Origin of the sequence: Bacillus velezensis (genome assembly GCF_001461825.1) — a bacterium.
Classification (GTDB): Bacteria; Bacillota; Bacilli; order Bacillales; family Bacillaceae; genus Bacillus; species Bacillus velezensis.
Genome location: NZ_LLZC01000022.1, coordinates 98,339 through 112,659, shown reverse-complemented (window position 1 = coordinate 112,659; position 14,321 = coordinate 98,339). Strand labels below are relative to the sequence as shown.

Genomic DNA, 14,321 nt, shown 5'->3' with positions numbered 1-14,321 from the left:
TAGAATAAATGAATGTTAAATGGGAGCCCGGGAGCGTTAAAAAGCCGGGCTTCCGGACAAGTCTTGCCGACAGAGGGCTGAACGTGTGTCCTCCGTTTTTTCTGTGTCAAAAACTTAGAGGAGATTAGGTGACAACCATGACGAAGTTAGTGAATGAAATGATTCTTGTTCTTGATTTCGGCAGTCAGTATAACCAGCTGATTACCCGCCGGATCCGTGAATTTGGCGTATATAGCGAGCTGCATCCCCATACGTTGACAGCTGAGGAAATCAAAGAAATGAATCCAAAAGGAATTATCCTTTCAGGCGGACCAAACAGTGTATATGATGAAGGGTCTTTCCGCTGTGATGAAAAAATCTTTGAACTTGATATTCCTGTATTGGGCATCTGCTACGGCATGCAGCTGATGACTCATTACCTCGGAGGGAAAGTCGAGGCGGCAAGCCAGCGCGAATACGGAAAAGCGAACATTCAGATTCAAGGAACTCCTGACTTGTTCAAAGATCTTCCGGAAGAACAAGTTGTCTGGATGAGCCACGGCGACTTAGTCGTACAAGTGCCGGAAGGGTTTACGGTAGACGCGACAAGCCATCACTGCCCGAACTCGGCGATGAGCAAAAAAGACAAAAAATGGTACGGTGTTCAGTTCCATCCGGAAGTCCGTCATTCAGAATACGGAAATGACCTTCTGAAAAACTTTGTCTTCGGGCCTTGTGAATGTAAAGGCGAATGGTCAATGGAAAACTTTATCGAAATCGAAATGCAAAAAATCCGCGAAACCGTCGGAGACAAACAAGTGCTTTGCGCTTTGAGCGGCGGAGTCGATTCTTCTGTCGTAGCCGTTTTGATTCATAAAGCGATCGGCGACCAGCTGACTTGTATTTTCGTAGATCACGGCCTTCTCCGCAAAGGCGAAGCGGAAGGCGTCATGAAAACGTTCAGCGAAGGCTTTAATATGAATGTCATTAAAGTTGATGCGAAAGACAGATTCTTAAACAAGCTGAAAGGTGTTTCTGATCCTGAGCAAAAACGCAAAATCATCGGCAACGAATTCATTTACGTATTTGATGATGAAGCGGACAGGCTGAAAGGAATCGACTACCTTGCGCAAGGAACGCTTTACACAGACATTATTGAAAGCGGAACGGCAACTGCGCAAACGATCAAATCGCACCACAATGTCGGCGGACTTCCTGAAGATATGCAGTTTGAACTGATCGAACCGTTGAACACTCTTTTCAAAGATGAAGTGCGCGCGCTCGGCACAGAGCTCGGCATCCCGGATGATATCGTATGGCGTCAGCCGTTCCCGGGCCCTGGACTTGGCATCCGCGTACTCGGCGAAGTAACGGAAGAAAAACTTGAGATCGTTCGTGAATCAGACGCGATTCTGCGTGAAGAAGTGGCGAACCATGGCCTTGAGCGCGACATCTGGCAGTACTTCACGGTTCTTCCTGACATCCGCAGCGTCGGCGTCATGGGAGATGCGAGAACGTATGATTACACAATCGGTATCCGTGCCGTAACATCAATTGACGGCATGACATCTGACTGGGCGCGTATCCCTTGGGATGTGCTTGAAGTGATTTCGACACGGATCGTCAATGAAGTGAAACACATCAACCGCGTCGTGTATGACATTACGAGCAAGCCGCCTGCAACGATTGAGTGGGAATAATGAGAAAAGCCTCAAATCTTTTATTTATAAAGATTTGAGGCTTTTTTAATTTACATGGTTCTAGGAATAATGGGCCTTTTATCATTAACACCGGAGAAGATGTGCAGCAGTTTTTTATATATTCGAGTTTTTTAATCAGTTGTATTCCTAATATTCTCCCTATAATTTCATTTTTTCTAATAAAACTGAATTCATAAAATATTCATTTAATAACAAATAATGTATGTTATTATGAATATATACAAATAAAACATATGATGGTTTGAGTTTTCCAAGGGGTTTTTTATCTTCTGCATTCAGTTCTTTAGAAACGCAGAAGGTTTCTAATTTGCAGAAAAAAATGTTGAAAGAGGCTCGGAAGGATGGAAAAACATATTTTATTTTTTAATGCTACTTATATTAAAAAAATTTCTACTTTGGAGACTGCTAAAAATTTGGGCTTGACGGTTTCTGTTGTCGGCCCTGAACTGCCTGAATGGTCGCGGCCATTCGTTGACCATTACATTTCCGCAAATACTTATCAGATTGATGAGACTATAGCTGTTCTGAAGGAAACTGCCAAAGAAAATCCTTTTGATGGAGTCATTACATTCTGGGATAGAGATGTGGTTCCGGTGGCGGTAACTGCCCGGGAACTTAACTTAAAGGGCAGTCCGGTGGAAGCGGCAGAACGGGCTCGAAATAAATGGAAGATGCGTCAATTTTTGAACCGCGCACAAGTTCCTCATCCAAAATATTGCAAATTTACAAATTGGACCGAATTATATCATGCAAGCATTGATATGGAATACCCATTGATCGTTAAACCTGTGGGTGCTTCTGCCAGTAAAGGCGTATTCCGAATATCAAAGCCTGAAGATTTAAATCGCGCATATCAGCAGCTGTTAAACGCTGCGGTGCCGGAAAACGATAAAATGTTTTCTTTTTATCAAAACGAGTATATTGTTGAAGAGTTTATGAACGGACAAGAAGTCAGCATTGAGGGAGTGATTTCCGACGGAGTCATTCACTTTGCAGGTGTTACTGAAAAATGGACGGATCAGTATTTCGAAGAATACCAGCATGCATTTCCCGCCAGGCTGCCGGAGGCTGTGGAACGTGAATTATTCCACATCACCAGTGAAGGGATAAAAGCTTTGGAGCTGAACAATTGTGGTTTTCATGCCGAGGTCATGATCACAGAGAAAGGGTGCAAGATTATCGAGATCAACGGTCGTCTGGGCGGCGATTTTATTACTACCCATTTGGTTCCTCTAGCCAAAGGTATAAATATAACGCGCGCAAACCTATTGGCTGTATTAGGAGAAACAATAAGCTTTGAAGCTTCGAAAAGAAGAGCTGCCTGCGTCAGGTTTTTAATTGCAGACCGTGCTGGTGTGATAGAAAAGTGGGAAGGTGTCGAATCGATCAAAGAAATGCCCGGGGTCGTTGAATTTGTTTTAGAAAAGCAGCCGGGCGATCATGTTGGCCTGCCGCCTGAAAAGTTTCATGATTCCCGGATTGCTTATGTCATCACAGAAGCTGAAGATACAGAAAAAGCGATCGAATATGCTGAAAATGCTTTATCTCAAGTGAGGTGTTTCATCAATGGAGAGGAAAAGACTGTTCCTGATCGGGATTCCTGAAACGCATATTGAGAAGGCCGTTACGAGGGCAAAACAACTTGGTTTTGACGTCTTATTAGGAGATACAGAAGCTTCATTAAAAAAATATGAGCATTTAATAAAGGAAGCTGACCAAAAAATCGCATTAGATTATACCAATCATGAGAATCTATTCTCAGTCGCTAAAGAAATCCATGACAAAGAGCCTTTAGATGCCATATTTACTTTCAAAGAAGCCGGCTTATTCAATGTATCCAAACTTCAGCAGGCATTTCATTTAAAAGGAAATCCTCCGTCTGTGGTGCAAGCATGCCTTGATAAATATACAACGCGCCGGCTTTTAAAAAAGGCAGGACTAAACTCTCCCGATTTTGGATTGTGCAGGAGCGTGGAAGACGTATACGATTTTTGGAATACATCTCAACATCCTATCATTTTAAAGCCGAGATCTCAGCAAGGCAGTATAGGCGTCATAAAAGTTGAGAAAAAAGAGGACATTGAGGCGTGCTTTAAAGAGTGTTCAAAACATGACGAGGAGAAGTCAGTATTAGCCGAAGAATTTATAGAAGGGCAGGAAATTTCAATAGAAGCCGTTGTCTGCCAAGGCAAGGCCGACATATTTGGTGTGACCGAAAAGCTGCTATACCCCGGGACTTTTGTAGAATCCGGGCATATATCGCCGTATAAACATAAAGAAAAACATCAGGATTTGTATAAGAATCTGGTCAAGGAAGTTGTTCATGCCATGGGGATCGTATTTGGCCCCTTGCATATTGAAGGGTATCACACAAATAAAGGATTTGTGGTTGGCGAGGTACACACCCGCTATGGCGGAGACAACATAGTGACCATTACAGAAATCGCCATGAAATGTGATATGCATACACCTATTTTTGCGGAACTGGCGGGCATCCCATATCAACCGGAAAGGAAACATGCTCAAAGCGAAGTATGCGCCGTTCATTTTTTAGAAACGAACCAAGGGGTTGTACGCGCAATCAAAGGGATCAGCGATCTCAAAATGATGGGGAATGTAGTAGATTTTCATGTAAATTGCAGTGTCGGTGATAGAATCAGACCGATCAAAAACAGCTACGATAGAGCAGGATGGATGATTGTAAAGGGGAAAAATGAGCGAGAAGTCAATCACGCATTACATGATGCGATTGACAAAATAAAAATAATCATTAGGTGAAGGGGAGAATGATGGTGAAAAACAGAAAATCATCAATTTTTAGAGATGCTTTAGACAGTAAAAGTTTGGTGAAAGTTGCGGGAGCTCATGACGGTTTAAGCGCCAAATTAGCAGAGAAAAACGGATTTAATGCCGTATGGGCAAGCGGTTTGGGAATCTCGGCTGTGCAAACTGTACCTGATGCCAGTATATTAACGATGACTGAATTTCTTGAAGCCGCCGTCATTATGAATGAATCATGCAATTTGCCGGTCATCGCTGACTGTGATTCCGGCTACGGGAACATTCACAATGTCACCCGCATGATCAAAAAATACGAAGCTGCTGGTATTGCCGGAGTTTGTATTGAAGATAAAGTATATCCAAAATTAAACTCATTTGACGACAGACAACAGATCCTTGTCAGTACTGAAGAATTTTGCGCAAAAATTAGAGCCGCAAAGATGGCTCAGCAAAATGACGATTTTGTATTGATTGCCCGTGTCGAAGCTTTAATTGCTAAATTGGGTCAAGAAGAAGCCTATACAAGAGCAAAAGCTTATGTTCATGCTGGAGCAGATGCAATTTTAATTCATTCAAAAGAACAATCGCCTGATGAAATTATTGAGTTTGTTAACAATTGGGACGTGGATGCGCCGTTGGTTGTGGTTCCGACTAAATATCCGACGCTCTCAATGGAACAGCTTGAGAAATTGGGAGTGAAGGTTTCCATCTATGCGAATCAGGCGTTGCGCGCTTCTGTTAAGGCTATAAATGATACATTCGAAAGCATTATAAATAATAAATCGTCTTTGCAGATTGAAAATGACATCGTGAGCGTTAATGAGATATTTGACATTCAAGACGTTCCGGGGATGAAGCAACTGGAGCGTTTGATCCATAGACAGCCGGCTAACTGAGGTTTTTGTATCGTGCTATTTTAAGAATGGCCCATAAAGACATTGGAGGCGTTTGAATTGAATAAAAGATTATCCGATAGAGTCATGAATATAAAACCTTCGGCCACTATGTCATTAAATGCCAAAACGAAGATAATGGTAAAAGAAGGAAAAGACATTATAAATATGAGTGTCGGAGAACCGGATCTTCATCCGCCATTAACAGCCTCATATGCAGGAATTCAGGCAATAGTGAAGGGGAAAACCGGGTATACGCCGGCAGCAGGGCTGATTGAATTAAGAGAATCCATTGTGCGATATCTGCTTAACGAACGAGGTTTAGAATATAAACCAAACCAAATAATTGCATCTGCCGGGGGAAAACAGCCGCTATATAATGTTTTTCAAGCAATTTGTGATCAAGACGACGAAGTTATCCTCCCTTCACCTTACTGGGTATCTTATCCGGAACAAATCAAACTGTCGGGGGCGGTTCCTGTTATTGTAAGCTGTGATGAAACTACAAATTTTAAAATCACACCCGAGAAGCTTGCAGAAGTAATTACCCCTAAGACAAAAGCTGTTGTTATCACATCTCCCAATAATCCGACAGGGTCCGTTTATTCAGAAAATGAACTGAAAGCTTTAGGAAATGTGTTGAAAGATTATTCTAGAATTTTTATCATTTCCGATGAGATTTATGATCAGTTTGTGTATGAGGGCAAGCATATCAGTCTGCCGCTCATTTTTCCCGAATTGCTGAATCGGACCATCATAACGAATGGATTTTCCAAAGTCTTTGCAATGACTGGATGGAGGCTCGGCTATATCGCAGCCCCATCGGATATAGCCGAAGCCATTGCCAGCTTTCAAAGCCATGCTACAGGCAGCCCGTCAACTATTTCTCAATATGCCGGTATTTCTGCTTTAAACGGTTTTGACAAGTCGATGGTCGAAGAATACAAAAAAAGACGCGATATATTAGTCGATGGTTTAAATCAAATTGAAGGCATTCAATGCGCCAAACCAAATGGAGCCTTTTATGCGTTTCCGAATGTTTCACAATTTTTCGGAACAATGTTTGAAGATCAACAAATAATTGATGCGGAGACATTTTGTCATCTTCTGTTGGAAAAACAGCACGTGTCAGCTGTTCCCGGCACAGCATTCGGAGAGCCGAAAAACATTCGTTTGAATTTTGCCATCCCAAAGGATCTTATCACAGAGGCTTTGAAAAGAATTAATAATTTTACAACTCAGCTGGCAGTTAAGGTATAACAGAGCGCTGAAAGCTTAAACGAGCCTCTTTATATCTGCATCTAATGTTTAGGCAGGTGGTTTTTTGAAAGGCATACGATTAAGAATTCACCCTGTGGGCTGGAATATCATTTTAGGCACCTTGTTTAGCAGAATGTCAGTCTCGATGAGCATTCCCTTCCTTTCTATTTACCTAACACAAGTAAAAGGTGTTTCTCCTGCTTTGACCGGCATCATTGTTTCAGTAAGTTCGCTGGCTGGGATTGTAATGAGCTTTTACGGAGGGTATTTGTCTGATCTTTTTGGCAGGAAAATTGTGATGATAACGTCTGTATTTTGTTGGGCGCTTGTTTTTGTAAGTTTTATGTTTGCAGATAGTGTACTCGCATTTTTTGTCATCAATGCGCTTAACGGGCTGTGTCAATCTATCTTTGAACCGGCGTCAAGAGCATTACTATCCGATATAAGCAAAGAAGAAAATCGTTTGAAGATGTTTAATTTGCGGTATACTGCGATTAATATCGGCGTAGTTTTCGGTCCTCTTTTAGGCCTTAGATTGGGAGCTGCCAAGACGGCTCTCCCATTTCTGTTCGCAGGTTTTACATATTTTCTTTATGGTCTATCTCTCGTATTTTCATTCCGAAAATTTAAATTAGACGAGAACAATCGAAAAGAAAATAAAACGACTATTGCTACGGCTTTTAATGTGACAAGGAAAGACAAGGTTTTTCTTATCACATTACTTGGAGTGATATTATCAATATCCGGATATGCGCACTTTTCTACAACATTGCCCCAATATTTTGCCGTCAAAATAGAGGACGGGGTGACCATATTTTCATGGCTTTTAGCTTTGAATGCAATTGTCGTCTTAATCGTTCAATACCCTATTGTGAATATCATGAAAAAGTTCCCGCCGATTCATTCAATCATTCTGGGAAATGCTTTAATTAGTTTCAGTTTATTATTTTTTTCGCTATCGTCCAACCCATTCATATGGGGCTCTATCGTCGTGTTTTTCACAATAGGGGAAGTTTTGATTTTTTCGATGGTTGATATGCTGGTGGATGAAATTGCAAAACCAGGCTTCAAAGGGACATACTTTGGAGCAGCAGGCTTTAACCGTTTAGGAAATGTAATCGGTCCTTGGCTGGGAGGGATTCTTCTTTCCTTTTTTGGTGTAAACGGGTCCTTCTATATGTTTTTGATCATTTTTATAACGACAGCCTCGGGAATTCCGGTTTTATTTTTGGCAAAAAAACATCTTGATAAGAGCGGACGTTCAAAAGTTGATGTAACAGAATCTCATAGGAGTTAAATGTTTTAACACAATGAAGAATTAATGGCAAAGTCTTTGAACCTCAAAGGTTTAAAGGCTTTTTTCTTTTCAGCAGCGCCCCATCAGAATGGGAAACAAGAGTGTTTATATTTTTGGGGAGAGGAATACAGACTGAACGGCGAACAAAGAAGGTATTAATCTAAGGGACTGACACCATAAGATTAGACAAATAAAAAACACCTTCAAGTTTGAAAACGGATCGTTGTTATCCGAAATTAGACTTTGAGGCGTTTTTTTTCATCTTTTTGAAACCGTTTTGCCTTGATTCATATCTAACAGCATAGGAGGTGGATAAGGTGAAGGAAGAACGATTGATCAAAAAGGCGAAAAAAGGTGATGCCGCAGCCTTTGAAAAACTGATCACCGCACACCAGGATACTTTATATAAAACAGCTTATCTCTATTCGCATCACAAGGAAGATACGCTGGACGCTGTTCAGGAAACGGCTTACAAGGCTTTTCTTCATATCGCGCAGCTGAAGGAGCCGAAATATTTTAAAACGTGGCTGATCCGGATTTTGCTTCATACGATTTTTGCGATGAGGAAAAAGCACGGAGACGTCATCCCGTTTGAGCCGCAGCATGATACGCGCGCGGAGAATAAGAACATTGAAGAATACATAGATCTTCGGAATGCCCTGGAAACGCTTGACGAACATATACAGCTGACCATTCAGCTTTATTATTTTCAAGATTTCTCGATTGCTATGATCGCTGAACAGACCGGTATGGCGGAAGGCACTGTAAAAACGCATCTGCACAGGGCGAGAAAAGCATTGAAGCAGGAGCTGGAAAAGGAGGATAAACATATATGGAAAAGCATCAAATGAAGCAATTGTATCAGGACATTGACGTGCCGAAAGCTGAATTGAAAAATGTGATACACAGCGCCGCTGTCCGTGTCGGAAAAGAAGGCGCCGTCAGACGGAGATGGGGAAGAAAACTGATAAACGGACTCGCGGTTGCTGCTGCTTTGTTTATTCTGTATCTGTCCTCAGGCTTATTCATGCCCTCCGTTAATACGGCTATGGGAAACATTCCTGTTGCCGGACAAATTTACAGTCTGTTTCAGGATAAGGCAGGTTCTGCGCTGTTTAAAAGCAATTTGGTGACAAAACTGAATGAGAAAGCGGAATCACGCGGAATCACGGTGACAGTGAAAAGTGTGTATTACGACAGCGGACAGCTCGTTTACAATTTTACCGTTGACAATTTGAAATCAGATGAGGAGAGCATCTCTTTTCAAGTTGATTATAAAGATCCATGGAATATGTTAGCAGAGGATTATGACAACAGTGATATGAAAAAAATGAAAGACGGACGGTACGCGGGACAGCTTCGCCTGTTCACGGACGGCTCAAAGCTGAAAGACGGTGATAAGCTTCCGCTTGTCATTACAAAAATCAAGGACATCCCGGGAAACTGGCGCTTTACACTCCCTATTAAAAAACAAAAGTCCGTTTCTCTGGAAGGAACGAAAGCTGTGAATGTAAATCACGGATTATACCGCTTTTTCGATATCCGGGCGGAAAACGGAACGACGGGATCGGCTCTCCTGTATTCTATCGACTTCTATGATGCAGCCAAAAATGATGCCATCTCGATTTACGAGGCAACGGATGATGCCGGAAACCATTATGAAATGACGGCGTCGAATATTGAACTTGGCGGCAGAAAGAATCTTCCCGGCGGCGGGAAAAGAATACGCGGCCAAACTCAATTCAGCAAACCGATAGACCCGAAAGCGAAAACACTTTTCATAACGGGCGATATAAAAACAGAATCAGAGCCGGGAGAAATCGTGCCTCTGAAAACAAAACTGCCCGTCAGTTATAAAACGAAACATCATCATGTCGGCATTACCATCAAAAAGATCAAACAGCAAGGCAGAACGGTAATCGTCGATTATCAATTCACCGGAATCAATTACAGCAAGGCGGATGAAGATCAGCTGATCAATGTCGGTGAGTCAATCGGTCTCGGCAATACGAAAAAAATGAAAACCTGGCCATCGCTTAATGAGTATGAAAAAGGCTATTATCTGAAAGGGAATAAGGCGAAAGTCACGAACCTTAAAACGGGTGAAATGGAATCCGTTTTTGAATTAGATGATTCAACCGATAAAGACTATTCGTTGCGCGATTTCTCATTCGATTCATACGCTTTGTACGTCAATCAAACGGTTATGAACTTGCTGGCGGATGATAAGGGGATCACATTCGCGGTGCCGGTTCGGCCTGCGGACGGAAAATGATGTCTGGAAGGCGGCTTTTGCCGTCTTCCATTTTTGGTCAATTAACGAATAAACCAAATTTTTTTAACGGGATTGTTCGTTTTTTTTATTGAGTTTTCAAAATTGAATTGATACAATAGACTCAGAAATCAAATATGCAGATATCGTATAATGGCGGGGATATGGCCCGCAAGTTTCTACCAAGCTACCGTAAATGGCTTGACTACGGATCAATCTCAATCGTTTGATATAAATAATCCATTCTTATTTATTCAGACTGAACGTATGTAGTCAAGCGTCCCAAATGTATTTGGGGCGTTTTTTATTTGGCGGATAACGGGCAGAATAAATGGGAGAGAATGAAGGAGGCAATTGGCTTGAAGCAATTTTTTCAGTTTGATGAGCTGGGGACAAGCTATCGTAATGAAATCATCGGCGGTTTAACGACCTTTTTGTCAATGGCGTACATTCTGTTCGTCAATCCGCTGACATTGTCTTTAAACGGTGTGAAGGGATTTCCGGAAGCATTAAAAATTGATCAGGGCGCGGTGTTCACCGCTACAGCCTTGGCGTCTGCGGCCGGCTGTATTTTAATGGGGCTCATTGCAAAGTATCCGATCGCGATTGCGCCGGGTATGGGATTAAATGCGTTTTTTGCTTTCTCTGTCGTCCTCGGCATGGGGATTTCATGGCAGGCTGCGCTTTCCGGCGTCTTGATTTCCGGAATTATCTTCGTGGCGCTTTCGCTGACGGGACTGCGGGAAAAAATCATTAATGCGATTCCGCCTGAGCTGAAATTGGCGGTCGGCGCGGGTATCGGTTTGTTTATCACATTTGTCGGTTTGCAGGGTTCGGGCATTATTGAAGCGAACTCATCGACTCTGGTGTCTATCGGCAATATTCACAGCGGCCCTGTGCTGCTGACGGTTTTCGGTGTTATTGTGACGGTCATTCTGATGGTGCTTCGCGTAAACGGCGGCGTATTTATCGGAATGCTTCTGACGGCGGTTGCCGGCATGGTCTGCGGGCTGATTCCAGTTCCGACGCACATTGTCGGCAGCGTGCCGAGTCTTGCGCCGACTTTCGGGCAGGCGTGGATGCACCTTCCGGATATCTTCTCCGTACAAATGCTGATTGTCATTTTAACTTTCTTGTTCGTCGGGTTTTTCGATACGGCCGGAACGCTGGTGGCTGTAGCGACACAGGCCGGGCTGATGAAGGAAAACAAACTTCCGCGTGCGGGAAGAGCGCTTCTGGCAGATTCGACATCAATCGTTATCGGAGCCGTACTCGGTACGTCTACAACGACTTCTTATGTTGAATCCAGCTCAGGCGTTGCGGCGGGGGCGCGCTCCGGCTTCGCGGCTGTTGTCACGGGCATTCTCTTTTTGCTGGCGATGTTTTTCTCGCCGCTTCTGTCAGTCGTCACCACGAATGTGACGGCTCCGGCTTTAATTATTGTCGGCGCGCTGATGGTGGCGCCGCTCGGTAAGATCGCCTGGGATAAATTCGAGGTGGCTGTGCCGGCATTCTTAACGATGATTATGATGCCGCTGACGTACAGCATTGCGACGGGGATTGCGATCGGTTTTATATTCTACCCGATTACAATGATCTGCAAAGGAAAAGGAAAAAGCGTTCACCCGATTATGTACGGGCTGTTCGTCATCTTTATCCTGTATTTCATCTTCTTGAAATAACGGAAAAACCGGCTGAGTTAAGCCGGTTTTTTGTTTTTGTCCTATTCCGTAAAACCAATACATACGATAAAACGTCATGTGGGTGTCCGGGTGAAGAAAACCGCTTGACTGTTGAAGGACGCTTCGGTACCTTATATAAGTGTTTTATTTTCTTATTTAACAAATTCCGCCGTATTTTTTTGATAGGAGTTGCTGACATGACGGAAGAAAGAAAAGAAACGTTGGAAGAAGAAAAACAGCATCAGGGGACTGATGAAGAACCGCTGTCGAGAATGTCCAGAAATGCGGGACGTTATCAAAAGCAAAAGAAAAAAGAAAAGGAACGGCGCCCGGCTCCGGCTTTTACGGAAAAACTCGCTTCTGCATGGGCCGCGGCCAAACGTTATTGCCGTTTCGCGCTGCGCATTTTGACATCACCGGTGAAGGTCGTTGGGGAAGACGGCTTTTCCCGCTTTAAATATGCTCTTATTTCAATGCTTGTATTCAGTATCTTTTTCTCAATCGGAAATTGGTTTCAGCTGAGGGCAAGCCAGCAAAGGCCTCTCGGATACGGGGAGCGGCATCATACGTTTTTTGACGGCTTTACTGTCGTTCTCGTGTATACGCTCGTCTTTTTTGCCGCTGCGGCCGGCGCGGTCTGGCTTGTATCACGTTATATGATGAAACAGAAAATTACGATGCGGGATGCGGCCGCGGGGGTCGGATCGCTTTTGGTTCCGGCTGTCGCCTGCTCTATCGTGTGGATGATTTTCGCGATATTGAATCTGCCGGTCGTCACCGTGGTGTTTACGGCGCTGACCTTGTTTCTGGCCGCCTCGGCGATGGTGCAGTTTGTGCAGATTCTATACAAATCGGCTGAAAAGCCTGCGGCTGACGTGATGTACTGTATTTCCGCGGCGGTCATCATCATGCTCGTTTTTACGGCTGTGACATGGCCGCTCATTTCCGAGTACTTTACTGCTTCGCTGATCCCTTTATAAGTCGAAATTTGTCTTTCACAATGTTTACAAATTTTTCTAATAAAGCGTATTGTTTTGAGGACCCGGCCGAGATATGATGAGAGCAACAGCAATTCGAAAGCGGCACTGCTCTTTATGATTCGGAAAGGGATGATGAAGATGGCCCCGTTGTTGCGAGAAGCCATTAATCGGAAAAAACAGCACCTGAGGACAAAACTGATCCGCTCAGGGTTTTATCAAGACCATGTTCAGGAACTGTCCGGGTACACGCTGAGTGAACTTGAGAAGGAATATGAAGCCGTCAAACGATTGAAAAAAGCCGAGCTTCACTGATAAGAGCTTAACAGTCTGCCTTGCGGGGCGGGCTTTTTTTTCTTTTGAAAATGATGAAAAGAGGGTAAACTATCCTTAATTGAAGGATTGATGCTTTTCAAAGTATCAGAGGAGGGGAATCAGTGATGCAGACGATTTTATCCAACAGTATAGGTATGGTTCTCATTATTCTCATCATTAACATTATATATGTCTCTTTCTTTACGATCAGGATGATTCTGACATTAAAGGGACAGCGCTATTTCGCCGCAGGCATCAGTACGATTGAAATCCTTGTGTATGTGACCGGCCTGAGTCTCGTGCTCGGCAATCTGAATCAAATTCAAAACGTCATTGCCTATGCGCTCGGCTACGGCCTCGGCGTCATAGTGGGAATGAAAATTGAAGAGAAACTGGCGCTCGGCTATATTACAGTCAACGTCATTACGAAGGAGCTCGATCTGGACCTGCCGAAACAGCTCCGGGAAAAAGGATACGGGGTTACAAGCTGGGTTGCGGGCGGACTTGAAGGAGACCGGACCGCCATGCAGATTCTGACGCCGCGCAAATATGAGCTTCAGCTTTATGATACGATTAAAACGCTTGATGAAAAAGCGTTTATTATCGCCTTTGAGCCGAAAACGATCCACGGCGGATTCTGGGTGAAAGCAGTGAAGAAGAGGAGAATTAAGGAATGACAAAGCCAAAAAAGAAACGGTTTGAAGTAACGGAAGATGAAACGATTGACACCATTCTCACTTTAATGAAGGAAGAGGGTTATATGCCCGTCCGGCGGATGGAAGAGCCGATCTTTACAGAAAAGAAAGAAAATGGATCAATTCAAGTCGTTCCTTGCGGGAAAAAAATCGTATTTGAAGGGAAATTGATCTAAACACGAACATTAAAAGAAAGAATTTTTATATCGTTCGATAATGTCGTTGACATTATCCAAGTCCGTTGTTAAGATAAACATGAAATCAAAACACGACCTCATATAATCTTGGGAATATGGCCCATAAGTTTCTACCCGGCTGCCGTAAACGGCCGGACTATGCAGGAAAGTGATAAACAGCTGACATGGATATCGCAGAAGCGAACGACTGACGATACGCGCGCCATGCCCGGTTTGTATTGCTTCCTCATAGTTGCAATATAAGCCGGGCTT

Annotated in this window: 13 protein-coding genes and 2 riboswitches; all 13 genes read left to right on the top strand. The window is 43.4% G+C overall.

Annotated elements, in window-relative coordinates; translation table 11 throughout:
• The first annotated feature begins 137 nt into the window (after positions 1–137).
• The 13 genes from guaA to AR442_RS19010 all read left to right on the top strand — a co-directional run bounded on the left by guaA (position 138) and on the right by AR442_RS19010 (position 14,048).
• Complete coding sequence (gene guaA, locus AR442_RS19070) at positions 138–1,679, top strand: glutamine-hydrolyzing GMP synthase (protein WP_014417088.1); 1,542 nt, start codon at positions 138–140, stop codon at positions 1,677–1,679.
• Between the two features lie 362 nt (positions 1,680–2,041).
• On the top strand, positions 2,042–3,304 hold the full coding sequence (locus AR442_RS19065) for an ATP-grasp domain-containing protein (RefSeq protein ID WP_053285255.1): 1,263 nt from the start codon (positions 2,042–2,044) through the stop codon (positions 3,302–3,304).
• On the top strand, positions 3,267–4,478 hold the full coding sequence (locus AR442_RS19060) for an ATP-grasp domain-containing protein (RefSeq protein ID WP_053285254.1): 1,212 nt from the start codon (positions 3,267–3,269) through the stop codon (positions 4,476–4,478). Before AR442_RS19065 ends, AR442_RS19060 begins: the two co-directional genes overlap by 38 nt.
• A gap of 11 nt (positions 4,479–4,489) precedes the next feature.
• On the top strand, positions 4,490–5,377 hold the full coding sequence (locus tag AR442_RS19055) for an isocitrate lyase/phosphoenolpyruvate mutase family protein (protein WP_239689795.1): 888 nt from the start codon (positions 4,490–4,492) through the stop codon (positions 5,375–5,377).
• A 57-nt stretch (positions 5,378–5,434) separates the two neighbouring features.
• Positions 5,435–6,634 (top strand): pyridoxal phosphate-dependent aminotransferase, encoded by a 1,200-nt coding sequence (locus AR442_RS19050; protein WP_053285252.1) that lies wholly within the window; start codon positions 5,435–5,437, stop codon positions 6,632–6,634.
• Between the two features lie 64 nt (positions 6,635–6,698).
• Positions 6,699–7,931, top strand: coding sequence for an MDR family MFS transporter (locus AR442_RS19045; RefSeq protein WP_053285251.1), 1,233 nt, complete (start codon positions 6,699–6,701; stop codon positions 7,929–7,931).
• A 317-nt stretch (positions 7,932–8,248) separates the two neighbouring features.
• The gene (locus tag AR442_RS19040; protein WP_014417094.1) at positions 8,249–8,782 is read left to right on the top strand and encodes a sigma-70 family RNA polymerase sigma factor; all 534 of its coding nucleotides are present in this window, start codon (positions 8,249–8,251) and stop codon (positions 8,780–8,782) included.
• On the top strand, positions 8,764–10,206 hold the full coding sequence (locus tag AR442_RS19035) for a DUF4179 domain-containing protein (RefSeq protein WP_053285250.1): 1,443 nt from the start codon (positions 8,764–8,766) through the stop codon (positions 10,204–10,206). The genes AR442_RS19040 and AR442_RS19035 overlap by 19 nt, the downstream gene beginning before the upstream one ends.
• Positions 10,207–10,329: 123 nt before the next feature.
• A riboswitch (purine riboswitch) is annotated at positions 10,330–10,431 on the top strand.
• 131 nt (positions 10,432–10,562) lie between these two features.
• Positions 10,563–11,885, top strand: a complete 1,323-nt coding sequence (locus AR442_RS19030) for an NCS2 family permease (protein WP_007408891.1) — start codon at positions 10,563–10,565, stop codon at positions 11,883–11,885.
• Positions 11,886–12,082: 197 nt separating this feature from the next.
• Positions 12,083–12,865 (top strand): hypothetical protein, encoded by a 783-nt coding sequence (locus AR442_RS19025; RefSeq protein WP_053285249.1) that lies wholly within the window; start codon positions 12,083–12,085, stop codon positions 12,863–12,865.
• Positions 12,866–13,003: 138 nt separating this feature from the next.
• Positions 13,004–13,177 carry a Fur-regulated basic protein FbpA gene (locus tag AR442_RS19020; RefSeq protein ID WP_003155777.1) on the top strand — a complete coding sequence of 58 codons (174 nt, stop codon included), beginning with the start codon at positions 13,004–13,006 and terminating at the stop codon, positions 13,175–13,177.
• A gap of 122 nt (positions 13,178–13,299) precedes the next feature.
• Positions 13,300–13,854 (top strand): DUF2179 domain-containing protein, encoded by a 555-nt coding sequence (locus tag AR442_RS19015; protein ID WP_014469850.1) that lies wholly within the window; start codon positions 13,300–13,302, stop codon positions 13,852–13,854.
• Positions 13,851–14,048: an NETI motif-containing protein gene (locus AR442_RS19010; protein ID WP_007609843.1), complete on the top strand. Its 198-nt coding sequence runs from the start codon at positions 13,851–13,853 to the stop codon at positions 14,046–14,048. Before AR442_RS19015 ends, AR442_RS19010 begins: the two co-directional genes overlap by 4 nt.
• A 78-nt stretch (positions 14,049–14,126) precedes the next feature.
• Positions 14,127–14,228, top strand: a riboswitch (purine riboswitch).
• Positions 14,229–14,321: the final 93 nt, after the last annotated feature.

Bases quoted from the DNA above. Each gene is read 5' to 3' on its own strand.
- guaA (WP_014417088.1), top strand. From the start codon at position 138: ATGACGAAGTTAGTGAATGAAATGATTCTTGTTCTTGATTTCGGCAGT.
- AR442_RS19065 (WP_053285255.1), top strand. From the start codon at position 2,042: ATGGAAAAACATATTTTATTTTTTAATGCTACTTATATTAAAAAAATT.
- AR442_RS19060 (WP_053285254.1), top strand. From the start codon at position 3,267: ATGGAGAGGAAAAGACTGTTCCTGATCGGGATTCCTGAAACGCATATT.
- AR442_RS19055 (WP_239689795.1), top strand. From the start codon at position 4,490: ATGGTGAAAAACAGAAAATCATCAATTTTTAGAGATGCTTTAGACAGT.
- AR442_RS19035 (WP_053285250.1), top strand. From the start codon at position 8,764: ATGGAAAAGCATCAAATGAAGCAATTGTATCAGGACATTGACGTGCCG.
- AR442_RS19025 (WP_053285249.1), top strand. From the start codon at position 12,083: ATGACGGAAGAAAGAAAAGAAACGTTGGAAGAAGAAAAACAGCATCAG.
- AR442_RS19020 (WP_003155777.1), top strand. From the start codon at position 13,004: ATGGCCCCGTTGTTGCGAGAAGCCATTAATCGGAAAAAACAGCACCTG.
- AR442_RS19010 (WP_007609843.1), top strand. From the start codon at position 13,851: ATGACAAAGCCAAAAAAGAAACGGTTTGAAGTAACGGAAGATGAAACG.